Raw genomic sequence first — 21,324 nt, forward strand, 5'->3', positions numbered from 1 at the left:
TCCTCATGACAAATATTCTTCGCCCCGCAATTGTGATGTTCACCGTGCTGACCCTGGTCACCGGCGTGGCTTATCCCCTGGTGGTGACCGGCGCCGCGCAATCGTTGTTTCCGGCGCAGGCCGGCGGCAGCCTGATCCAGCGTGACGGCAAGGTTGTCGGCTCTTCGCTGATCGGGCAAAACTTCAGCGATCCCAAAAATTTCTGGGGCCGCCCATCGGCCACGGGGCCCATGCCTTACAACGCATCGGCTTCCAGCGGCTCCAACCAGGGCCCGCTGAATCCTGCGCTGGTCGACGCGGTCAAGGGCCGTGTCGAAGCGCTGAAAGCGGCCGATCCGGGCAACACGGCCCAGGTGCCGGTGGACCTGGTCACGGCGTCTGCCAGCGGGCTGGACCCGCACATCAGCCCGGCTGCGGCGCGCTACCAGGTGGCCCGTGTGGCCAAAGCGCGTGGCCTGGCGCTTGAGAAGGTTCAGGCCCTGGTCGGGCAGTACACCGAGCAGCCTTTGCTGAGCTTTCTGGGCGAGGCCCAGGTGAATGTGCTGCAACTCAACCTCGCGCTGGAAGCGCTTCGTTAAGAGAAATGTCCATGGACTCTGATCTTCTGCGGGTCTTGTGTGCGCTGGCCGCCTTTGGCGTGCCGCTGGCGGTGGCCTGGTGGATCGCGGGCCGCGGTGAAAGGCGGGAGTCCGGCATGCCAAAAGATGGCGAGTCAGGCGAACAGGAAAAACACACCCGGTGTTACCCTTTGCGAGGCGATCTTTGAAACTTTTGAATCACCCAGGAATAGCGCAACGGCATGGCCAGTTTTTCCGACTCCCGCCCTGACCCCGACGAACTTCTCGACCGTCTGCGCGGCGAGGAGGAAAAAGCGCGCCGGGGACGTTTGCGCATCTACTTCGGTGCCAGTGCCGGCGTGGGCAAGACCTACGCCATGCTCAGCGCCGCGCAGCGCGAGCGCAAGGCCGGGCGGGATGTATTGGTCGGTGTGGTCGAAACCCATGGCCGCAGTGAAACCATGGAACTGCTGACCGGGCTTGAGCAACTGCCCTTGCAGGAGGTAGCCTACCGCGGGCACAGGTTGAAAGAGTTCGACCTGGACGCGGCGCTGGCGCGCAAGCCGGCACTTCTGCTGGTCGACGAGCTCGCCCACAGCAATGTGGAGGGCTCGCGCCATGCCAAGCGCTGGCAGGATGTGCAGGAGCTGCTGGAAGCCGGCATCGACGTCTGGTCAGCGGTCAATGTGCAGCACCTGGAAAGCCTCAATGGCACGGTGGGTGCCATCACCGGCATACGCGTGCATGAAACGGTCCCGGACACGGTGCTGGACGGCGCCGATGAAATCATCCTGGTCGACGTCACGCCTGACGAACTGATGGCGCGGTTGAAAGCCGGCAAGGTCTACCTGCCGCAGCAGGCCGAGCGCGCGGCGCAGAATTTTTTCCGCAAAGGCAATTTGATCGCACTGCGCGAGATTGCATTGCGGCGCACGGCCGAGCATGTGGAAGACGACGTGCGCAGCTACCGCGTCGAAAAATCCATCGCCCCGGTCTGGAACACCGAAGGCGCCATCCTCGCCTGCATAGGCCCGCGTGAAGGCGCCGAGCAGACCGTGCGCACGGCGGCGCGCCTGGCCGGCCAGCTCAATGTGCGCTGGCATGCGGCTTATGTGGAAACGCCGCGCCTGCAGCTGCTGGAGGTCGCCAGGCGCGACCGCATCCTGGCCGTCATTCAGCTGGCCGAAGAACTGGGCGCGGCCACGGCGGTGCTGACCGGCAGCGATGCCGCGGCCGAACTGGTGGCGCAGGCACAGCAGCTCAATTGCGCCACGCTGGTGGTGGGGCGCCCGCAGCTGCCGGGCTGGCGCGCGCTGTGGGCCGGCTCCACCATGACGCGCCGGCTGGCGACGCTGGCGCCCACACTGGACATTGTGGAGGTGGGCCATGCCGACAGTGCGCGGCGGCTGGCGCGCGCCGTGCAGCGTTCTGCCGACGATGATGCCGCCGCGGCCTGGCAGGAGAGCCTGCCGCGATACGCATGGGCAATGGCTGGTAGCGCCGCAGTCACCTTGCTGGCTTTGCCTTTGCTCAGATTTTTTGACCTCGCCAACATCGTGATGCTGTTTCTGCTCGGTACGGTGCTGGTGGCGCTGAAGTTCGGGCGCGGGCCGGCAGCGCTGGCGGCTTTCCTCAATGTGGCGGCGTTTGACTTTTTCTTTGTGCCGCCCCGCCTGTCGTTTGCCGTCAGCGATGTGCAGTACCTGCTGACATTTTCCGTCATGCTGATGGTGGGGCTGCTAACCGGGCAACTCACGGCAGGCCTGCGTTTTCAGGCGCGCATTGCGGCCGGCCGCGAGCGCCGCGCGCAGTCGCTGTTCGAGCTCACGCGCGACCTGTCGGCGGCGCTGCTGAGTGAGCAGGTCATGGAACTCGGCGAAGCGGCCGCGCAGCGCAACTTCGGCGGGCAGGCGGTGGTGATGGTGACCGACAGCCACGACCAGTTACTGCCGCCCGCCAAACCGCCCGCGGATTTTGACGCCAGCGTGGCCGACTGGGTGTTCCGCAACGAACAGCCGGCGGGGTTGGCCACCGCCACCTTGTCGGCCCAGGCATGGCATTACATCCCGCTCAAGGCGCCGATGCGCGTGCGTGGCGTGCTGGCGCTCAAGCCTGCGCAGGCGCGCTGGCTGCTGATTCCCGAGCAGATGCAGCAGCTCGAAACCCTGGCGCGGCAGATCGCCATCGCGCAGGAGCGCGTGCACTATGTGGAGGTGGCCCAGCAGGCGGTGGTGCAGATGGAGTCCGAGAAATTGCGCAACATGCTGCTCGCGGCGATTTCGCACGATGTGCGCACGCCGTTGACCGCGTTGATCGGCCTGGCCGACTCCCTGCAGCGCACGGCGCCGCCGCTCAGTAGCGAACAGTCGCAGGCGGCGCGCGCCATCGCCGGCGAAGCGCGGCACCTGAGCGCGCTGGTCAACAACCTGCTGGACATGGCGCGGCTGCAAAGCGGTGCCGTTAACTTGCGAAGCGAATGGCAGTCTGTCGAGGAAATTGTCGGTTCGGCGATCCGCCAGGCGCAGCACGCGCTGGCCGGCAAGGCTGTCACGGCGGCGCTACCCGCCGATCTGCCGCTGGTCGAATTTGACGCGGTGCTGATGGAGCGCGTGCTCGTCAACCTGCTGGAAAACGCCGCCAAGTACGGGCGGTCGCCTATAGAAATCAGCGCAGAGGCGACGGAGCAGGCGCTGATGCTGGCGGTGCGTGACCACGGGCCCGGCCTGCCCGCCACCCTCAAGGGCCGCGAGCACGAGCTGTTCGAGAAGTTCACGCGCGGCGAGACCGAATCGGCCACGCCGGGCGTGGGGCTGGGCCTGGCCATCTGCCAGGCGGTGGTGCAGGCGCACCGCGGGCAGATCACAGCCGCCAATGCGCCGGGCGGTGGTGCAGAATTCACCATCACCCTGCCGCGCCGCCCGCCGCCGCAGGGCCTGCCCGAAACCGCCTGACCCTTCTTCCTCTTTACCCATGTCCCACCCCACACCCGTTGCCGTTGTGATTGAAGACGAGCCGCAGATACGCCGCTTTGTGCGCGCGGCGCTGGAGGCCGAAGGCTGGCAGGTGTTCGAGGCGGACACCGGCAAGCGCGGGTTGACCGAGGCCGGCACGCGCAAGCCCGACCTGCTGGTGTTGGACCTTGGCTTGCCCGACGGCGACGGGCTGGAGGTGATTCGCGACGTGCGCGGCTGGTCGGCCGTGCCGATTGTGGTGCTGTCGGCGCGCGCGGACGAGGCCGACAAGATCGCCGCGCTGGACGCCGGCGCCGACGACTACCTGACCAAACCCTTCGGCGTGGGCGAACTGCTGGCCCGTGTGCGCGCCAACCTGCGCCGCCCGCGCGCTGCCAGCGCTGACGGAACGCCTGACGAGCCGCTTTTTACCTTTGGCGATGTGGTGGTGGACCGCCAGGCGCGGCTCGTGCGCCGCGGCGGCGTGGAGGTGCACCTCACGCCGATCGAATACCGCCTGCTCACCGTGTTGATGACCAACGCCGGGCGGGTGCTGACACACCGCCAGCTGTTGCGCGAAGTGTGGGGCCCCGCCCATGCCGGGCAAAATCACTACCTGCGCATCTACATGGGCCACCTGCGGCAAAAACTCGAGGCCGATCCGGCGCAGCCCAAACACCTGCTCACGGAAACGGCTGTGGGTTATCGCCTTTGGGTGGCCTGAGAGCCGTACCCGGTGGCATTTAAGTGCCAAATACGCCTGTAGCCCACGAATAACCTGCGCGAGCAGCTATAAAATAGATAGCAAATGACTGAACCTCTCAAACCCGGCCCGAGGCCTGTCGGCGCCGCCGTACGAATCCAGAAAGCCGCGCCGGCAGCGACTGCACTAGGCGCACCGGCCCCCACCGTGCGGCTGAACAAGCGCATGGCCGAGCTGGGCCTTTGCTCTCGCCGTGAAGCTGATGACTGGATCGCCCGCGGTTGGGTGCGTGTGAACGGTGCACCGGCCGTCATGGGGCAGCCGGTGGCCGTGGACGCACGTATCGAGATCGACCGCCAGGCCGAGCAGCAGCAGCGCCAGCAGGTCACCATCCTGATCAACAAGCCGGTCGGTTATGTCAGCGGCCAGGCCGAAGACGGGCATGAACCGGCCGTGGTGCTGGTGCAGCCGCAAAACCGCTGGCGTGAATGCAACAGCCGCATGCGCTGGGGCCATGAGCAGTTGCGTGGCCTGGCGCCGGCCGGGCGGCTGGACATCGACTCCATCGGGTTGCTGGTGCTGACGCAGGACGGCCGGGTGGCGCGCCAGCTCATCGGTGAAGACTCGGAGATCGAAAAAGAGTATTTGGTGCGCGTTAGCTACAGAACTGAAAAAGGGGACGAAACGGCCAACGTGCAGGCTTTGTTCCCGCGCGAAAAACTGGCGCTGCTGAATCACGGCCTGAGCCTGGACGGGCAGGCACTCAAGCCCGCGCAGGTGTCATGGCAAAACCCGGAGCAGCTGCGTTTTGTGCTCAAGGAAGGCAAAAAGCGCCAGATTCGCCGCATGTGCGAGCAGGTGGGCCTCTTTGTCACCGGCCTGAAGCGCGTGCGCATCGGCAATGTCAACCTGGGCCACCTGCCGGTCGGCCAATGGCGCTACCTGGCACCGCACGAGCACTTCTAGTCTGCCCTGTCAGGCTCTGCCCGTCCTGTGGGCCGTGCGTCCCTCTGTCCTACCCGGATGCGCGTCAACGGATGGCAGTTTCCCGTAGGCCAAAGCCTAAAGTGGGTTGTATGGCACTTATTACTTACCTGGTTGAAGACAACGAGATCGTTCTTGAGAACCTGATAGAGGCGCTCAAGGAGATTGCCGCTGTCCAGGTAACGGGCCACGGCGCCACCCAGACCGAGGCCACCCGCTGGCTGAAGCTGCACAACGGTGAGTGGCATCTGGCCATCGTGGACCTTTTCCTGAAGGAAGGCAGCGGGCTGGGCGTGCTCGCAGGCTGCCGCAACCGTGAGCCCTACCAGAAGGTGGTCGTCCTGAGCAACTACGCGACGGATGAAATCCGCAGGCGCGCCGCCGAACTCGGGGCTGATGCGGTGTTCGACAAGTCCAGTGAGCTCGAGGGCCTGTTTGACTATTGCCAGGAGCAAACGACCTTGCACTAGGTGGGGATCAAGGGCGCGTACTCTTGGCATTCCCCCTGGAACGGCGCGCTGAAAGGTGGCATCTTGCGGTCTGGTGGCTCGTCTTAGCCACCAACACCGTAGTTCTTCTGCTATTAAATTAATAGCTGATTGCGCTGGTCCTGCTTGGCTTAACGCCATTTTTTCCTTATAAAACTGCTGCGGTGGAACGACCCGCTGGCGCATGGGCTCCCATAGCGCCACAATCGCGCCATGAGCACACCAGAACGGCCTGACGCCACGGCCACCATCCCCAAACCCGGGTCTTTCAGGTTGCCGACCTGGCTACATGTTTCCGACATCCAGGGGCTGGCCCAGCTTGCCACGCAGGCCACCCTGGGCGTCACGGGCCTGGCAGAAACCGTGCAGGGCAATGTGTACAAAGCCGTTGCCGCACCGTTTGGCCTGCTGGGTTCAAGGTTTGTCGACAGTGCGCCGGGAAGCAGCGGTGTCAAGCCTTCCGGCATCACGGGCTGGGTCTACGGCAGCATCAGGGGCGTCACGCGGCTGGCTGGTGGGGCGGCCAATGCGGTGTTGTCGCGCGCAGTGCCGCTGGCCGGCGCGCAGGCTTCTTCGCCGCAGCGCGAGGCCATGCTTTCGGCCCTGAACGGCGTCCTGGGAGACCTGCTGCTGGACACGGGCAACCCGTTGGCTATCCACATGAGCTTGCGCCATGAAGGCCAGCCGCTGGTGCTGGACCCAGAGGCGCTGGCTGCGCGGCTGCCGCGCGCGACGGGAAAGATTCTGGTGATGGTTCACGGGCTGTGCATGAATGACCTGCAGTGGTGCGGCAACAGCGCGCTGCCGCAGGGCCATGGCGGCCAGCTGGCGCGTGACCTCGGTTACACACTGGTATACCTGCACTACAACACGGGGCTGCATACCTCGGCCAATGGCGAGCAATTGGCCGGCCTGTTGCAGCAGCTGGTCAAGGCCTGGCCGCAGCCGGTGCAGGACGTGACGCTGCTGGTGCACAGCATGGGCGGCCTGGTGGCGCGCAGCGCCTGTCACCACGCAGCCCAGGCGGGCCACAGCTGGCTGCAGCAGCTCAAGGCCATGGTGTTTTTGGGAACACCCCATCACGGCGCGCCGCTGGAGCGTCTGGGCAGCTGGGTCGACGGCGTACTGGGCAGCAACCTGGTGACGCGGCCCTTCGCCAGGATCGGCCAGGTGCGCAGTGCCGGCATCACTGACTTGCGCCACGGCAACGTGCTGGAAGCCGATTGGCGGCAGGCGGGGCGTTTTGAGCGTGGCCCCGACGTGCGGGAGGTCGTGCCCCTGCCCGCGGGCGTGGATTGTTATGCGGTCGCCGCCACCACGCTGTCAGCCGGCCGCGGCCCCCTGGTCCCGGTCAGGGAGGCACTGGCGCGCAAGATGGTGGGCGATGGGCTGGTGTCGCTGGAAAGCGCCCTGGGCCTGCATGAAGAGGCGGCCCGCACGCTGGCGTTTGCGCCGGAAAACCAGTGGGTGGCGCAGGGCATGAACCACATGGAATTGCTGGGCCGCCCCGAGGTGACGCGCCAGCTGGTGCAATGGTTGGGCCGCTAGCCTTCCTGGCGGCCGGGGGTTTTACGCAATCTGGTCAGGGGGTGACCAGGCTCACACTGACGGGCCAGCTGAAGTTGGAGGCCGAGGCGTCTGCGCCGGGTTTGCGTTCCTTCAGGCTGAAGGCGTGTTGCAGTGCCAGTTCAAAACGGCCGGGACGCAGTGCGCAGACCCGGTAGCCGCCATCGGCAGCCTCAACGCGGGTGCCCGTGCTGCCGCTGACGTTCAGCTGCCAGCCCGCTACCTGCTGCTGATTAAGCTGCAAGTCCATGCAGAAGCCCTTGCCCAGGGTCGATACCAACACCATGCGCTGTGTGGCGGAAATGAGGGATCCCGTGGTGTCGGCAGAAAGCAGGGCTGCCGGGTGGCTGTTTTCCAGGATACGAAGCACAGCTGGAATGACGATGGCGAAATCCAGCTTTGTGCTGGCTTGGGGTTTGTCAACACTCAGCATCTCGCCAGCTCGTGAACTCTGCGGTATGCAGAACATGGCCACCAGCAGCGCCGACAGCGCCATGAGGCGGCTGAAAGACATTGGGTAGGTGCTGCAGGAGGACACGGAGCTGAGCCTGTGAAGTGATTAAGTACGCCTCAATAGTAACTAAATTGATAAAAGTGATGCAAGACATTAATGCCAGCAAATGTGTGACTTATTTACCGGTTTATTCGGTTTTTCAGCAAATTTCAGTTTGATTTTGATTGTTTCATCAAATTCCTGCCAGGCGAACCCATCGATTTGTCAATTTTTGAGTTTTCCGAGGGCTGCCGCGGCCCCGAGCTCAGACGTTCTGAGTCTTGACGCAGCTATCTCAGCTCACACGGGCTCTCCGTGGAGTGGAGGCGGTGTTTTCAGCGTTCGCGCTGCACGGCGAAGTCGAGTGAATTGGTTTGGCGTACCAGAATGACGGTCTTCGCAGGATCGCGAAGAACCGGGCTCCAGGGCAGCGGGACGTTGTCTGGAGAAACTTCGATCAAATGCTCTCCGGCTGCCACGTAGGGAAACTCGTAGCGGCCCTGGCTGTCGGTTCGTGTCACATAGCGCCGGTCGAGGATGACGGTGACGCCAGGCACGCCGCCTTCAGACGCTTCCCTGCGGCCATTGCTGTCTGCGTCGAAAAACACCGTGCCTGTGAGCCCGCCGGAGCCGGTTCCGGGCAGGCCGCCTAGCGGTGCTGTGGAGGTGCCGGCCCGGTCCTCGTAGCGCAGCAGCAGCTGGATGCTGCGGTTGGTCTGGGTGGTTGCAATGGCCTGCTGCGTTGCTGCCGTCAGGGCCGAGACCACCAGTGCCGGAAGCGGCTCCTGGCCACGTGACTCGGTATACCGGAGGGAAAGCGTCCAGCCGCCATAAGGCTGCCAGCTCACGCCGACGTTTGCATTGACCGACTCGCCTCCGTCGCTGCGGCGCGCACCTCGCACCGACCCATCCAGCGACCATTGCGACCACGGCGACAGGGTGCCGAGAATGCCCCAGATCAGCCCGGTAGTGGGACTCACATTGCCGCTCATCCGCTCCCATGCCAGCGACGTACCGAAGGTGGCCGGCAAGACAACCGGCCAGCTTTGGTCTACCCCGAGCCGGGTCGTCCGGACGCCGGATGCGTTGGCCAGGTCGGCGCGCCATTGGGTTTGGCCCCAGTCGCTGGCGCGACTCCAGGACAGCTGCGCCGACTGGCCGGGGCTGGTGATGGTGCGAAAGCTCAGCGCCGCGCCCACCGAGTTGCGCGAATCGAGCAGATAGCGGCCGTTGACGTTGATAAAAGCACTGCGTCCCGACGCACCGCTGCCTGCGCCGGCACGGCTCACGCTGTCGCTCAGCTCGACCGCATACCCGGCTTGCCACTGCCGGGTAGAGGTGTCGGCCTGCCAGTAGACGCCTTGCAGGTCGCTGGCGAGAACTGTTGTGCCCCAGCGCAAATTGGGTTCAAAGCGGAAAACACCGGCCGTGTTGCGCCAGCGTTCGGTTCGCCATGCGGCATCCAGCCAGAGGCCGGTTGCGACGCCGCCCTGCGTGCTGTCACTGCGTACCACGTTGGCCTGCATGCGCAAGCCGCCGATGCGCTCACTGGGCGACCCATAGCCGGTAGCCAGGCCCGGGCCCCACGGCGCTGCGCCTTCCCAGGACGCAGCAGCAAAGTAAGCGCGGGTGTTCAGTGCGTTGCCGAAGCCCGCGCCGTCCGAAATGTTTTTGCCGTCGATCAGCTGGAATGCGGCGTCAGTGCGGCTTCCCGCCCCCAGTGCATCCCCGGTGGGCAGGCGAAATTGCGCACCGGCAGACCCGATGCTGCCGCCGGAGGTCTGGAACCCGGCGGCATCCAGCCCGCTAAAGAGGCCGGTACGTCCCGCGGCTGCGTTCAGGTCTACGGCGTCGTTCAGGTACCACTGCCCACCAATACCCCGGATGGGCGTAGCCGGCACCGATACCCTCCCGGTACCGCGGGCCAGCCGGGTGCTGACGGTATTGATGTCACCCGCGTTGTGGTTGGCAAACCAGCCGTCGTCCAGCGGCAGGGCGCGCTGGTCAATGCGCCAGGTGCTGCCGCTGTTTTGGGCCTGGTTGCCCGGCGCATTCGATTGCTGCTGGACCAGGTTGGCATTGACCGAGAGTGCGCCGTGGTTCGGTGTGTCCACGAAGCCGCCTATGCCCAACGCGCGGGAGGTTGTGTCGCCGCCGCCGCTTTGTTTGAACAGGGAGTAATCAACACGCCAGCTGCGCGGCCAGCCGGCTTCGTTGTATTCGCTGGACTTCAGCTGCAGGGCGCCGTCAGGATCCGGCACGCCCTCCATGACACGGTCTACATAAGGCTGATCGGTAGCGGGTGTGGCGGTTGCCTGCGCCAGGGCCGTAGCCGTTGCAAATCCGGCGCCAAGCCCCACGAGGCCGATGCGCCACCACTTCGGTGGGAAGGAAGAAGGGATGATCGGCGTGTGCGCCCGTCGCTTCATGGGGCGAAGCGCTGCTCAATACTTTGTGTTTGGCCTTTGCCCCACTCGAGCTTGCCGCGCACCGTGACGGGATAGCGGATTTGCGCGGCGGTGTCCTGGTCTCCCGGCCTTGTGGCACTCAGCGAAATCGTGCGCGTTTCGCCGGGAAGTATGGGGGTGTTGGCAGGTGAGAATTCCAATGAGGTGTTGGACGCATCGGTGCCGTTCAGAAAACCGGTGATACGGCCGTGGGCGGTGCCGCTGTTGCGGATCTGCAGGACCGGTGTGGGCTTGCCATTCACGGTCTGGACGCCCGAGCCGGCGACGCTCAGCTCTGGTGTGGCGCCGCCGATGGCAACGTAGACCACCACGCCGAGACGGGCGGAAAAAGGAATGGGCGGGCCCGACTCCATGCGGGTGACCTGTTCCTGGCCTTCCAGCATGATGGCAAAACGGCATTCACCGGGCTTTGCGTCGGGCGGCACGTTGACCTCAAAACGAAACCGGTAAGGGCGCCCACCCGCGACGGTGAGTTCGCGCCGCTCGATGGACACCCATGGGCGGCAGCTGCCGGGCCCCAACTCCTCAGTGAAAGTGACGGAGTTGTCCATGCCAAACCGCCAGTCCGCTGTCTTGATGCTGAACGTGTTGGCAATTGAGGAGGCATTGGTTATTTCCATGACCTGGCGGATTCGCTCGCCTGGTTTGACTTCAAGCTCAAACCGGGGAGGCGACACTGCCAATGCAAATTCGCTTGCCGTCGCGACAGGTGCAATCAGGGCAAAGGCCAAGCCAAGAAAGCCAGCGGCATACCGCGGCATGGCAGGCAATTGGAGACGGGTCATGGCGTATCTACCTCGAAATAAAACTGCAGGGCCTGGGAAGACGTCAGCGCGCGCCCATCTGTTCTGAGAAGCAGCTCAACGGTTTCTTCCAGGGAAGCTGCACTGACGACACCGTCGAAGATCAGGGTGCGCCCGCCGGAGCGCAGTGAGCCAGGCAGCAAACGCCCCTGGGTTCGCCAGGTGACAAAGATGGGCTCGCCCGCGACTGGGGCAAGTCCCATGTAAAGCCTGACCGGCTGGTTCAGCCAGCGAGAGAGGTTCAGGCGCAGGGCGACCCGCAGGCTGGCCTCCACGGAGTTGTCGGCACCGCGGCCGGGAACCAGTTGCCGCCAGCGCATGGGGACGACGCTCTGGGTCGCGACGGTGCCGGTGTCATCCACGCGGGTCGTGGTGGCGGCTGCGTGTTGCGCAGTCAGCACGTTGGCAAGCAGCAGGAGGGCGGCAAATCCGATGAGGTGTGACAGGCTGACCGGTCTTTTCATCATCATGGGGAGGTCAGGGTGTAGCTGACGCGGCCGGTAAAGGTGCCCGAACCCACCAGTTGGGTATTGGCGTAGTTGAACTGCAGGCAGCTTTCAAACCAGGTGTTGCGTGTAACGCTGAGCAGCGTTTGTGATGCACCGCCTACAAACGTTCCGCTGGGGATGGTGGCGGTTGGGTCTGATGCGCCGCCGGAAACCCAGGAGATCGTATTGAACGGAATGGTGTCGCCCGTGGCATTGACCAGAGAGGCCGGTGCGGTGGCGGTGAGTGTGGCGTTGGCGCCGGTGCCTGGTGTGCGGTAAAAGCCGCCGACGTAAACCTGCGCGGGCACCGTGCAAAAGGCAAAGCTGTCATAAGGGCTGGCCGTAACGGTGCTGTCGGTTGTCATGGCGCTGGTGCCGGCTCCGATGTTGGCCGCTGGAATGGTGACCGAAACGCGATTGATGGTGGAATTGTTGCCGGGCGTGCCCCCTGTACTGAAATTGCCGCCGGTCATGGTTCCGGCGCCTACCTGCAAAAACAATGACTTGGTGCCTGCTGTGATGGTGACGACAAAGGCCTGGGCGCCCACGCATGCCAACGCGCTGCCTGACAATGTGACGATGCGCAGCATTGGCAACACACTGCTGCGAGTGGGCAGGAGGAGCTTTGATGGTGCGCGCATAAGTGTCACTTTACGCTAACTGACAAGCATTAACAAAAAAAGCCCCGTCAGACGGGGCCTCCATTCAAGCGCTCATGTGGCGCTGCTTACATCTGGGTGGCGGTGTAAGTGACGCGGCCACCATTGGCAGATGTGCCGTAGGTACCAGCCGCAGGCAGCGTGGAGTTCAGGTAGGTGTAAGTCCACTTGCCTTCGACGCGAACCAGCCTGTTGGTGGCGGTCAAACTGGTCAACGTGCCAGCTCCACCGGTCGCGTTGAACGTGGGATGGGTAATGGCGGCGTTGGTAAAGCCGGGTGTGGTGGCTGCCAGTGCGGCGCTGGCCACACTGATCTGGCTCCAGGGGATTGCTTCGGCGGCGACACCGGTCGTCAACTGGCCGGTGGTGTTTGAATTGAGGTTGATGTTGCCACCGTTGCCATAAACACGCACTGTCACGGCACCTGCGGTCAGGTCGCCGCCGACACCGGCGATCACGGTGCTGTCGCCCACATTGGCGCCGGGCACAGTAAAGGAAATACTGTTGATGGTGCCATCGGTAGCCGTGTTGCCACTGCTGGTGCCGACGCGCAGGAACAGCACTTGCGGAATCACGATCGACATGTCCACGCGCGCGTTGGCTGTGGAGCCGGTCACCGCGGCTGGGACGTATGTGGATTCCGCATGGGCGGTAGCGCTGAACAGGCCAGTCAAGCCCAGGGTGCTGACAAGAAGGAGTTTTTTCATGATGGTTCCTAAGGGATAAATGGTTAAGGGTTAAGTTACATCTGCGTGGCGGTATAGGTAACACGACCACCGTTGGTGGAAGTGCCATAGGTGCCGGCTGCGGGAAGGGTGGCGTTGAGGTAGGTGTAAGTCCACTTGCCTTCGACGCGAACCAGCCTGTTGGTGGCGGTCAAACTGGTCAACGTGCCAGCTCCACCGGTCGCGTTGAACGTGGGATGGGTAATGGCGGCGTTGGTAAAGCCGGGTGTGGTGGCTGCCAGTGCGGCGCTGGCCACACTGATCTGGCTCCACGGAATTGTTTGGCCGGTGGCGTTTGTGAGCGGACCGGTGGTGTTTGAGTTCAGGTTGATGTTGCCACCGTTGCCATAAACACGCACTGTCACGGCACCTGCGGTCAGGTCGCCGCCGACACCGGCGATCACGGTGCTGTCGCCCACATTGGCGCCGGGCACAGTAAAGGAAATACTGTTGATGGTGCCATCGGTAGCCGTGTTGCCGCTGCTGGTGCCGACGCGCAGGAACAGGACCTGCGGGATGACGATTGAAAAGTCCAGGCGCGCAGTGGCTGTTGAACCAGTTACTGCGGGCGTGGTGAATGTGGACTCTGCGTGGGCCGGTACGGCCAACAAGCCAGCGAGGCTCAAGGCGCTTACTAAAACAATTTTCTTCATTAAGTTTCTCCAGATCATGGTGATGAGGTGAATCGGGTGTTCAGGCTTTTTTTGAACGTGAATGGACTGTAACTAGGCGTTTCGAAAAAAGGTGGCTTTACATTCGTAACGCGGGCGACAAATGGTAAATACGTCACGCTTAAGTCATTGAAAACAATGGATTTATGCGAAATGGCGACAAGAAAGAAGCCTGCTGAGAGAGATGTAACGAAAGCCGATGGTCGCTAACTGTGAGATATTTCCCAAATTACTGTAACGAGTCAGAAACAAATTACCGTCGCCTGCTCGGCGGATGTTTTTCTCTGCTTTTCGCGAAGCAGTACGGTTGCTTGAGGGGTGGCGCTCTGCTCTTGTGTGAGCGATGAGCGGTGGCATTGGTCGATGAGCCCGTAGAACGCGCTGCTTGAAGCGCCAGCTCGAAGCGGGCATTCAAGCGATCACGAGAGAAGGGAGCTTGGTTTGAGCAGGTTGCCTGCGCCCCTAACGAGAAGGTCTGGCGCGCGAAGCTTGTGAGGGTCTTTGTCCGTGGAAGCGATGAGTGCGCCGCTGGGATCGCGTGCTGCATTCGCAGGCGCGCAGACAACACAGCAGCAGAGGCTGGATCGCTGATCTGTTGGCTGTAGCGTGCGAAGAGTTATCGGCAGAACTGCAACGCTCAGTGTCGGCGTCACGGTAGATGCTGTGGGGACGTGTATTCCAGAGGCGCCAGCAGATCGCCGTTCCTTTTGCGGAGATGGCGGTCAGGCGCGTAGCCGCACGCATGCTGATTGCCAACAGCAGCTTGAAGGCCGGATTCGCGAGGCGCGGAGCGAAGATGGGGCGGTGCGTCGCCTGCCGCTACCAGGAAATGGTCAATTCAACCGGGTCGCGGGAATTCATGGGTTTGCCCGCCACCACAGCCAGGCGGCTACCTGCGCCGGAATCAGACATGGTGTTCATGCGTTGTGTCTGACCGCTTCTATTGGTCGATGCGGCAGCAATGGCCTGAATATCCACGGTCGCCGGGCAACTGATGCGCAAGGTGCCAGCCTGGCCGTCTGGCTGGCCGCGATGGGTGCAGCGATGGTCTGCCGTGACGGCTTCGCTGAAACTGCGCAGCATGATGGTCACACCGAAGGAGCCGGAACTGGTTTGCGCCTGGGCTGCACTGTGAATCCCGAGCAGGGACTGGGCGGCCAGGACGGCGATAAAAGCAAATTTGATGGTTTTCATGGTGCAACTCCTTAAAACTATCAGTTGTTGCAGTCATGCTATCGAATTTATTAATTTGAATCAATTGGTAAAAGTCACCTCATAACTGTTAATTAGTGACATTTCACACAAATTGATTTTTTAATTTGATTTATTCATTTAATTGATGAAATCCCAATTTTATTGGGGTTTTCTTCAGTATGAGGGGTGTCAGCCTCAATTGGGGCGCGACAGGGCTGTGGAATGCTGCCCTTATTGGGCATAAAAACAGCAAAGCGCCCGGCGGCAGGCGCTTGCTAATAGCGCGCCAGGGATGCGCGCTGGCCGTTAGTGTTAATAGGTGACGGTGACCGTAACCCCGGTCTGGGTGGCAGTGCAGGTGGCTGTGGAACAGGTGCCCGCCTGGCCGGCTGCAATGGTGCCTGTCACCGTATAGGGCTGAGCCCGGCCATCGCCCGTTGCGCTTGCACTGCTGAGTGCCAACGTGTAGTTGAGACCCAGCAATGTGCCCGCTGCCGGCGATAGCGCCAGGGCATAACTGGTGCCGCGAGTGCAGTCGACCGTGAAGTTCATGGTACTGGTCTGGGGGGTGGGCGCAAAAGAGATGTAGTTCAGCGTCAGTGTGGACGGAGAAATGGCGCCCGGGGCCGTATTGCCTGCAGCCACCTGCCCCACAAAGCATTGGGCGATGATGCTCACGGTGGGTGTAAAGGTCGTGGTGGCAACGACGGGGCCGGCAGTGGCTAGCTGAAGGGTCGTGATAAAGGTTTCGTCATAAATGCCTGCCGTGTTTCCGGTTTGTCCGGCCACCACGCGGAAGTTGTAGGTCAGGGTGGTGCTGGCGCTTAGCGCAGCGCCAAAATTCAAGGTCCCATTCACCCGCCCGGTGCCGGTATTGACCCAGTCGGTCGTGGTCGCATTCTTGTAGATATTGACATCGAGCCGGTCGGCATTGATGGTGCCGCCGCCGTGACGGAAAACCCGGCGGGAGAGGCCCGTGCGGCTGCCGTAATCAATGCTGACCCAATAAGTGGTGCTGTTGGCGTCCGTCGACAGCCGGGTGCAGTTCACGGTGATGGTGCCGCTGGCATTGGCGGCGGCGGCCCCGTTGGTGTAATTGAGGTCTACAGACGTGGCTGCGAGTGTGCAGGTAATGGCTGCTTTAGCTTGCAGCGCGCAGGTGCACAGCAGGGCTGCCAGGGCAATGCGCAATGCGTAAGAGACAATCATCGATGGGCTCCGTTAATCGCCCGGGCCTTCGCTGGCGGGACGACTTCTAACTGCTGATGGTAACGTTTTGTAGCAGTACTGTGCATGGTGCCGTATTGCGTCGTTCCCGTGGGTACTGGTGTCGAAAAATCGTGACAAAAATCACGCCGGCGGAAAACAAGATGGATGTCAGTAAGTAATGGTCAGGGTCCGCATCTGCGTGCTGGTGCACGCGCCCGTTGCACAGGTGCCGGATTGGCCGCCTGGGATGGTTCCGTTGATCGCGAAATTCTGCGGAAAACCCGTGCCAGTCTGACCTGCGGGATTGCTCAAAGCCAGGGTGTAATTGAGCGCGAGCAGGTTTCCCGCCGTCGCGTCCAGCGCCATGGTGTAGGTTTCGCCGATGGTGCAGCGCACGGCATATGCCGTGCTGGCTGCGGCCGCGGCGAGCTGAAAGGAGGCGTAGTTGAACTGGATGTTGCCCGGCGGCGTGCTGAGCAGACAGACGGACTGGTTGTTGATGCTCACGGGGAATGTGGGGAAGACATCCACGTTGCCGGGGCCGTTGTCATAGCGCAGACGCATGGTCACGGTGTCGGTGAAGAGTTTGGCGCTCTTGTTAAGCCCGGCCGCTATGCGGCTGTAGAAGACATGGGTGGCACTGGCCGTCAGGGCGCCGCCGAAGTTGACCGTTCCGGCGAAGTCAGTGGCCGTGGTTCCGCCCCATGCGCCGTTGCCTGGTGCCGTCCTGTAAAGCTCGTAAGCGATGCGGTTGGTCTGGCCGTTGCCGTTGACCGCCTGGTTGGTGTTCCCGGTGGGGTTGAAGCCGTTATCGGCCTGCAAGGTGTAGTCTGAGCTGGCTGGATCTGTGGGGCCGCGCGTGCAGTTGATCGTCACGGTCCACGCGCCGTCTGTGGGATTCGGGTCGTTCTCAAAGTACACCGTCTGCACAGGCGTCGCCGTGGCGTTGCAGATCAGCGCGGCCCAGGCCGGTGCCGCGCCCAGCAGGGACAGGCAGGCCGCAGCGGCGAGGCGCCAGGGTTTGGTGTCAATCATCGTTTGACACCACTGCAGCGTACCGGGCCTACCCGGGCGATATCCTCAAGGTTGCCGGGCGGCAACTCCACCGCAAATGTGCAGGTAGCCCCGTTCCATTTCAGGCGCAGGCGGTTCTGGGCCTGCAGCCCGGTGACAAAGGCCTCGCCGCGGCGAGCGGTAAAAAACTCTTTCTTGTCGCCGATCAGCTCAACCTCTGCACCCGAGGGCGCCGGCTCGCCATCGTCCAGCTCAATACGAATCAAGGCGCCCCGTCCTGAGCGGACGGGAAACGCGATCTTGACCGCCCCCCGAAGCGCCGGCACGGCTTCGAGCTCGATGGAGTCGAGTTCGGCGCTGATCGGCAGCTCGCTCGGATCCAGGCGTACGCTGTTGCGCTGGAACGGTAGCAGGCGCGGCAGCAGCGCGACGCCGTCTGAATTGGTTCGGGTCAGGGTACTGCCCTGGAAGCCCACGCCCACGTTGGCATAACCTGGCACCTCGACAATGGCAAAGCTTTCCTGTACGCGGCGCGTGGCAAAGACTTGGCCTTCGGCCGCCACCATGCCCCCGATCAGGCCCAGGCGCAGGTTTTGCTGGCTCTCTCCATTGCTGACGTCAGCCGAAAACAGGCCTTTGGTGCCCTGGTAATAAGCGCCGCCTTCCGCATAGCGGCCGTCCGCACGGGAGCCCAGCGCCGTTCGCCAGCCCCAGCCGGTTTCGGCACTCACTGCTCGGCTGGCGTTTACATATCCTTCGGTGCTTCCACTGCGGGTAGTGACACCTGCGGCGATGGTGACCCGATTTTCAAGCGGCACGATCAGGGTGGCGCCCACTGAAGTCCCCGAGCTGATGCCGCTGAGGCGGGTGGCGCTCAAAGTCAGGGCTGCGCGTTGACCGAGGCGCAGGGTGTAATTCACACTGAGAGTGTTGAGCTTTCCGAGGTCGTAGTTGTCAAAGCCAGCGTAACTCACGTTGAAGGCGCCGAAGTTGTCGCTGCTGTAGCTGTAACTGGCGGTGGTTTGCAGGCGGGGCGATGGCGTATCGATACCGATTTGCCGGTAGCCGCGCGATGCGCCTTCCGCGCTGAGTGACACGCCGTGCCGCAGTCCGCTGCGCTCGACCCCGACCATCCAGTTGGTGCCCTGGCCCGCCGCGTCACTGCGGCTGGCCGAAAACGCCGTCTGTCCCAGCATCTGGAAAGGCAGCTCATAGCTGGCGCCGGCGCCGGCACGCATCAGAGACTTCGACCATTCGCCGTTGGCCTCGACCGTGAGGCTTTTGCTCAGGCCCTGGCGCCAGAGGCCTGAAACGAAACGATCCCCATAGTCGGCATTCTCGAGCCCGAGGTCGCGGCGTACGGCCCCCAGCTCAAAGCTCCAGTCGCTGAGGTTTTCTTCCAGCAGGTTGGCATTGCTGAAAAAAGACTGGGTAATGACGGTCTCCCGGCCCAGGATGTCGCGCACCACCACGCGGGCTTCCCCGGCGCCGGTCAACGCGGGAAAGTTGTCGATGCTGAAGGGGCCGGATGGGACCTTGGAAGTTTGCCGCAGTGCGTCGTTGACATAGAGCTCAACGGTGCTGGGCGCCGCCGACAGGCCGGTCACCGTGGGAATGGGCTGGGTGACGAAGCCTGGTTGCAGCGAGAAGTTTTTGCTGAACTGGATCCCGCCGAAATACACCTGGCGTCCCGAAATGCCGGTGCGCGTGCTGCTGTCACCCAGTCGCAGGGAGCTGTTGCTGTCCAGGAAATTCCGGGTGTAGGTGGTTTCAAGCCGACGCCATGAGGCCTTGAGCGTCGGGTCCTGGCTGATGAGGTTGCGACCCACGTAGCTGCTTGTCAACAGCCCCATCTCGCCCGACACGCCGAATTCAGTCAGGGCACCCAGGTCTTTCGAGTCCATGGTGTTGCCGCCGACGCGGTTGCGGGTGGTGATGTAGTTCAGGTCATAGTTGGCAAATGCGGCGGGAATCGACGGTGACAGCGGAGGGCGCATGGCCGATTCCTGCGTCAGGCGCACGGCGTTGAAGGCGGCCGGCGAAAACACCAGATCCACTGACTGGTCGGCAAAATTCAGCCGCGCTTCGAATCCCGGAATAGCAGACAGCGGAAACCACTTTTGGCCCTGGAAATCAACGTCCTGCGCGCTGGGCCGATGGTTCAGCCGCCACTCTTCAAAGGCATCTTCCGGCGCATACAGGATGCCGTTGCGCTCAAGCAGGGTCCAGACGCCGCCCTTGGTGCTGTTGATGAAGACTTCCAGCGGAAGGAGCCGGTCGCTGGATGACCGGGCCGCTGGCGGCGCATTAGAGGAGGCGGGTGTCTGGGCGTGTGCCAGCAGGCCGTAACAAAGGCCTGCAATGCCAATCGCTACGGGGTGTTTTCGTAAAGTCCACCAGCGCCTCATTGAAATCGGGTACCAAATCAAGGCAGCGTGATGCTGGTCGTCAGGCTTTGTCCGTCATCAAAGGTCACCACCAGTTGGGCGTCCCCTTTTGTAAGGGCCTGCTCTGCCTTAAGCCCGACCGTTTTACGGGCACCGGGCAGGATGTAACTGCCACCCTCAAACCGGGCCAGGACTTGTGTGCTGCGCGTAACGGTCGCTTCCCGTATCTGGGCGTAAGCCGTACCGGTATTGCTGCATTGCAGGTTGAGGGTTTTGGCGTCCGCCAGCTGGTTAGTGCAACTAACCTGGCGTTTGGCCACAGGGGGCGTGATGAACACGGGCATGCTCAAGGCCAGCGCGATGGGAACCTGAATGCCAGTTGCGGGTACAGCTTCAGGAACTTCGCGAATGATCATGCGATAGGTCAGCTGCCGGCTTGCATCTGCGGGTTTCAGCAGGGCAAGGCGTACCACTTGCCGGGCCTTGGGTGCCAGCTTGATGATGGGAGGGGCCAGGATCAGATCTTCGGTCAGGACGAGTTCGTCAGTACCGTCGGGTTTCTGGGTCCAGGTGTTGATGTCAGCCTGCAGCACGACTTCGGTATCGGCTTCGTTGGACAGTGTGACGGCGATGGCGCGATCGCGCGGGGTCATGTAGAGCCGCACCGGTGTCACGGAAAAAACGCCTGCCGTAGCAGCCGCCCAAGGCCCCAGCAGGCTTAGCAGGAAGGCGTAGGTAACAAGCTTGCTTCGGCGCTGTGAGACGTTCATCCTCAGAAGGATACCAGCATCTCAACCGATTTAGAGAGGTTACCGGCATGGGCGAGGTGCAGTGCCGTCACGGTACCGCGGTCATCCTGAAGCCGCAAACGGGCCTGTTTTTCAACCGCTGCGGCATCTGTGTCAAGGGCGTAACGCCGGCTTTCGATTTCCCAGCCGTCATCCGATTCTTCATCGGCCGTGGCCACCTGGCGCTGGTCTTGAAGCCGGCAGGTATAGCGGGCGCCAGGGTCGTTGCGGGACAACTCATTGCGGCAGTAGTCGGGCAGCAGGGAGTCCCGCGTGGGCCGGTAACCGGGCATGAAGCGGGCATCCCCTAGGCTGCGGACTTGCGAGATATTGACAAAGACATTCGAATTGCAGGTCACCTGTACCGAGGCGCCGCTGCCGCCAGAGCCGGTGGCGCTGGTACAGGCGTTGCCATTGCCGGTGGTGTTTCCCGGGACGTTCAGCGTGATCTGGACCGACAACTGCCCCGCCGCCGCGCCCGCAAAGCAGGCAGCAGCGGCAAGCATCAGGAGAACACCGAAGGCGGCCTTGCGGATCATGACTGTCGACGTGGCTGACATCAAGCCCGGGGGGCGATCAGTAGGTGATCGTCAGGGTCTTGGTCTTGTTGGTCGCGGCGGTATTGGTGCAAGTCGCCGTGGCGCAGGTACCAGCCTGGCCGGCGGCCATGGTGCCGTTGACCGTGAAGGCCTGGTCGGTGCCGTTGCCGGTGCCCGCAGCAGCGCTCAGTGCCAGGGTATAAGCCAGGTTGACGGCATCATCGGTCACGCCGGAGTTGCTCAGTGCCAGGGTGTAAGGCAGGGAGTTGGTGCAACGAACATTGAAACCGCCGCCGGTGGAGGTGGCCGCCGTGGTCTGGAACGAGGTGTAGTTGAACACCACGTTGTTGATGACCGCGCCGGTGGCGGCGTTGGTGGAGTTGATCTCGCACTTCGAGGTCAGGTTGATCACCACGTTGAAGGTGCCGGCAGCCGTGGCAGCGTAAGCAGGCAGGGTGGCGATAGCGGCAAGGCCGAGGGCGATTACTAAAATGAGCTTTTTCATGACTGTTCTCCAGTTAAAAAACGAATAACAAACAAGGGAAATGTGAAGGTGAATGGACTGTAACTAGATATTTCTGAAATCGGGTGATTTGTATCTGTAACAGCGCACTCTAGTGGGGAATTTGTCACGTCA

Annotated in this window: 21 protein-coding genes; 7 read left to right on the top strand and 14 right to left on the bottom strand. The window is 62.6% G+C overall.

Features of this window, described 5'->3' with window-relative positions:
• Positions 1-5 precede the first annotated feature (5 nt).
• The 7 genes from kdpC to AC1DY9_RS10725 all read left to right on the top strand — a co-directional run bounded on the left by kdpC (position 6) and on the right by AC1DY9_RS10725 (position 7,231).
• Positions 6-578: a potassium-transporting ATPase subunit KdpC gene (kdpC, locus tag AC1DY9_RS10695; RefSeq protein ID WP_457281365.1), complete on the top strand. Its 573-nt coding sequence runs from the start codon at positions 6-8 to the stop codon at positions 576-578.
• A gap of 11 nt (positions 579-589) precedes the next feature.
• On the top strand, positions 590-766 hold the full coding sequence (locus tag AC1DY9_RS10700) for a hypothetical protein (protein WP_457281364.1): 177 nt from the start codon (positions 590-592) through the stop codon (positions 764-766).
• 33 nt (positions 767-799) lie between these two features.
• Positions 800-3,508, top strand: a complete 2,709-nt coding sequence (locus AC1DY9_RS10705) for a DUF4118 domain-containing protein (protein WP_477666489.1) — start codon at positions 800-802, stop codon at positions 3,506-3,508.
• Between the two features lie 19 nt (positions 3,509-3,527).
• Complete coding sequence (gene kdpE / locus AC1DY9_RS10710; RefSeq protein WP_457281362.1) at positions 3,528-4,232, top strand: two-component system response regulator KdpE; 705 nt, start codon at positions 3,528-3,530, stop codon at positions 4,230-4,232.
• Between the two features lie 84 nt (positions 4,233-4,316).
• Positions 4,317-5,177, top strand: coding sequence for a pseudouridine synthase (locus tag AC1DY9_RS10715; protein WP_457281361.1), 861 nt, complete (start codon positions 4,317-4,319; stop codon positions 5,175-5,177).
• 110 nt (positions 5,178-5,287) lie between these two features.
• Entirely contained in the window at positions 5,288-5,665 is a 378-nt protein-coding gene (locus AC1DY9_RS10720; protein ID WP_457281360.1) for a response regulator, read from the top strand.
• Between the two features lie 231 nt (positions 5,666-5,896).
• A complete protein-coding gene (locus AC1DY9_RS10725) occupies positions 5,897-7,231 on the top strand; it encodes an esterase/lipase family protein (protein WP_457281359.1) in 1,335 nt (444 codons plus the stop codon).
• Positions 7,232-7,265: 34 nt separating this feature from the next.
• On the opposite strand, the gene AC1DY9_RS10730 is transcribed toward AC1DY9_RS10725, so the two are convergent.
• The 14 genes from AC1DY9_RS10730 to AC1DY9_RS10795 form a co-directional block, all read right to left on the bottom strand.
• A complete protein-coding gene (locus AC1DY9_RS10730) occupies positions 7,266-7,763 on the bottom strand; it encodes a hypothetical protein (RefSeq protein WP_457281358.1) in 498 nt (165 codons plus the stop codon).
• A 314-nt stretch (positions 7,764-8,077) separates the two neighbouring features.
• On the bottom strand, positions 8,078-10,171 hold the full coding sequence (locus tag AC1DY9_RS10735) for an SdrD B-like domain-containing protein (RefSeq protein ID WP_457281357.1): 2,094 nt from the start codon (positions 10,169-10,171) through the stop codon (positions 8,078-8,080).
• Positions 10,168-10,995: a COG1470 family protein gene (locus AC1DY9_RS10740; RefSeq protein WP_457281356.1), complete on the bottom strand. Its 828-nt coding sequence runs from the start codon at positions 10,993-10,995 to the stop codon at positions 10,168-10,170. Before AC1DY9_RS10740 ends, AC1DY9_RS10735 begins: the two co-directional genes overlap by 4 nt.
• Positions 10,992-11,483 (bottom strand): hypothetical protein, encoded by a 492-nt coding sequence (locus AC1DY9_RS10745; RefSeq protein WP_457281355.1) that lies wholly within the window; start codon positions 11,481-11,483, stop codon positions 10,992-10,994. The genes AC1DY9_RS10740 and AC1DY9_RS10745 overlap by 4 nt, the downstream gene beginning before the upstream one ends.
• Complete coding sequence (locus AC1DY9_RS10750; RefSeq protein WP_457281354.1) at positions 11,480-12,142, bottom strand: hypothetical protein; 663 nt, start codon at positions 12,140-12,142, stop codon at positions 11,480-11,482. The genes AC1DY9_RS10745 and AC1DY9_RS10750 overlap by 4 nt, the downstream gene beginning before the upstream one ends.
• Before the next feature lie 86 nt (positions 12,143-12,228).
• Complete coding sequence (locus AC1DY9_RS10755) at positions 12,229-12,867, bottom strand: hypothetical protein (protein ID WP_457281353.1); 639 nt, start codon at positions 12,865-12,867, stop codon at positions 12,229-12,231.
• A gap of 35 nt (positions 12,868-12,902) precedes the next feature.
• Positions 12,903-13,538: a hypothetical protein gene (locus AC1DY9_RS10760; protein ID WP_457281352.1), complete on the bottom strand. Its 636-nt coding sequence runs from the start codon at positions 13,536-13,538 to the stop codon at positions 12,903-12,905.
• A gap of 837 nt (positions 13,539-14,375) precedes the next feature.
• Positions 14,376-14,750 carry a Csu type fimbrial protein gene (locus tag AC1DY9_RS10765; protein ID WP_477666490.1) on the bottom strand — a complete coding sequence of 125 codons (375 nt, stop codon included), beginning with the start codon at positions 14,748-14,750 and terminating at the stop codon, positions 14,376-14,378.
• 312 nt (positions 14,751-15,062) lie between these two features.
• Positions 15,063-15,959 (bottom strand): hypothetical protein, encoded by an 897-nt coding sequence (locus tag AC1DY9_RS10770; protein ID WP_457281350.1) that lies wholly within the window; start codon positions 15,957-15,959, stop codon positions 15,063-15,065.
• A gap of 168 nt (positions 15,960-16,127) precedes the next feature.
• A complete protein-coding gene (locus AC1DY9_RS10775; RefSeq protein ID WP_457281349.1) occupies positions 16,128-16,994 on the bottom strand; it encodes a spore coat protein U domain-containing protein in 867 nt (288 codons plus the stop codon).
• Complete coding sequence (locus AC1DY9_RS10780; protein WP_457281348.1) at positions 16,991-19,381, bottom strand: fimbria/pilus outer membrane usher protein; 2,391 nt, start codon at positions 19,379-19,381, stop codon at positions 16,991-16,993. The genes AC1DY9_RS10775 and AC1DY9_RS10780 overlap by 4 nt, the downstream gene beginning before the upstream one ends.
• 17 nt (positions 19,382-19,398) lie before the next feature.
• On the bottom strand, positions 19,399-20,130 hold the full coding sequence (locus AC1DY9_RS10785) for a fimbrial biogenesis chaperone (protein WP_457281347.1): 732 nt from the start codon (positions 20,128-20,130) through the stop codon (positions 19,399-19,401).
• A 2-nt stretch (positions 20,131-20,132) separates the two neighbouring features.
• Positions 20,133-20,687: a hypothetical protein gene (locus tag AC1DY9_RS10790; protein WP_477666491.1), complete on the bottom strand. Its 555-nt coding sequence runs from the start codon at positions 20,685-20,687 to the stop codon at positions 20,133-20,135.
• Positions 20,688-20,724: 37 nt separating this feature from the next.
• A complete protein-coding gene (locus AC1DY9_RS10795) occupies positions 20,725-21,192 on the bottom strand; it encodes a Csu type fimbrial protein (RefSeq protein WP_348044688.1) in 468 nt (155 codons plus the stop codon).
• Positions 21,193-21,324 lie beyond the last annotated feature (132 nt).

Source organism: Polaromonas sp. P1_F6, assembly GCF_056405695.1.

What these genes read in the sequence shown, in the direction of transcription:
- AC1DY9_RS10795 (WP_348044688.1), bottom strand. Translation starts at nt 21,192, where the DNA reads ATGAAAAAGCTCATTTTAGTAATCGCCCTCGGCCTTGCCGCTATCGCC.
- AC1DY9_RS10700 (WP_457281364.1), top strand. Translation starts at nt 590, where the DNA reads ATGGACTCTGATCTTCTGCGGGTCTTGTGTGCGCTGGCCGCCTTTGGC.
- AC1DY9_RS10790 (WP_477666491.1), bottom strand. Translation starts at nt 20,687, where the DNA reads ATGATCCGCAAGGCCGCCTTCGGTGTTCTCCTGATGCTTGCCGCTGCT.
- AC1DY9_RS10725 (WP_457281359.1), top strand. Translation starts at nt 5,897, where the DNA reads ATGAGCACACCAGAACGGCCTGACGCCACGGCCACCATCCCCAAACCC.
- AC1DY9_RS10755 (WP_457281353.1), bottom strand. Translation starts at nt 12,867, where the DNA reads ATGAAAAAACTCCTTCTTGTCAGCACCCTGGGCTTGACTGGCCTGTTC.
- AC1DY9_RS10760 (WP_457281352.1), bottom strand. Translation starts at nt 13,538, where the DNA reads ATGAAGAAAATTGTTTTAGTAAGCGCCTTGAGCCTCGCTGGCTTGTTG.
- AC1DY9_RS10780 (WP_457281348.1), bottom strand. Translation starts at nt 19,381, where the DNA reads ATGAGGCGCTGGTGGACTTTACGAAAACACCCCGTAGCGATTGGCATT.
- AC1DY9_RS10765 (WP_477666490.1), bottom strand. Translation starts at nt 14,750, where the DNA reads ATGAAAACCATCAAATTTGCTTTTATCGCCGTCCTGGCCGCCCAGTCC.
- kdpC (WP_457281365.1), top strand. Translation starts at nt 6, where the DNA reads ATGACAAATATTCTTCGCCCCGCAATTGTGATGTTCACCGTGCTGACC.
- AC1DY9_RS10735 (WP_457281357.1), bottom strand. Translation starts at nt 10,171, where the DNA reads ATGAAGCGACGGGCGCACACGCCGATCATCCCTTCTTCCTTCCCACCG.
- AC1DY9_RS10785 (WP_457281347.1), bottom strand. Translation starts at nt 20,130, where the DNA reads ATGAACGTCTCACAGCGCCGAAGCAAGCTTGTTACCTACGCCTTCCTG.
- AC1DY9_RS10770 (WP_457281350.1), bottom strand. Translation starts at nt 15,959, where the DNA reads ATGATTGTCTCTTACGCATTGCGCATTGCCCTGGCAGCCCTGCTGTGC.
- AC1DY9_RS10745 (WP_457281355.1), bottom strand. Translation starts at nt 11,483, where the DNA reads ATGATGATGAAAAGACCGGTCAGCCTGTCACACCTCATCGGATTTGCC.
- AC1DY9_RS10750 (WP_457281354.1), bottom strand. Translation starts at nt 12,142, where the DNA reads ATGCGCGCACCATCAAAGCTCCTCCTGCCCACTCGCAGCAGTGTGTTG.
- AC1DY9_RS10730 (WP_457281358.1), bottom strand. Translation starts at nt 7,763, where the DNA reads ATGTCTTTCAGCCGCCTCATGGCGCTGTCGGCGCTGCTGGTGGCCATG.
- AC1DY9_RS10740 (WP_457281356.1), bottom strand. Translation starts at nt 10,995, where the DNA reads ATGACCCGTCTCCAATTGCCTGCCATGCCGCGGTATGCCGCTGGCTTT.
- kdpE (WP_457281362.1), top strand. Translation starts at nt 3,528, where the DNA reads ATGTCCCACCCCACACCCGTTGCCGTTGTGATTGAAGACGAGCCGCAG.
- AC1DY9_RS10705 (WP_477666489.1), top strand. Translation starts at nt 800, where the DNA reads ATGGCCAGTTTTTCCGACTCCCGCCCTGACCCCGACGAACTTCTCGAC.
- AC1DY9_RS10775 (WP_457281349.1), bottom strand. Translation starts at nt 16,994, where the DNA reads ATGATTGACACCAAACCCTGGCGCCTCGCCGCTGCGGCCTGCCTGTCC.
- AC1DY9_RS10715 (WP_457281361.1), top strand. Translation starts at nt 4,317, where the DNA reads ATGACTGAACCTCTCAAACCCGGCCCGAGGCCTGTCGGCGCCGCCGTA.
- AC1DY9_RS10720 (WP_457281360.1), top strand. Translation starts at nt 5,288, where the DNA reads ATGGCACTTATTACTTACCTGGTTGAAGACAACGAGATCGTTCTTGAG.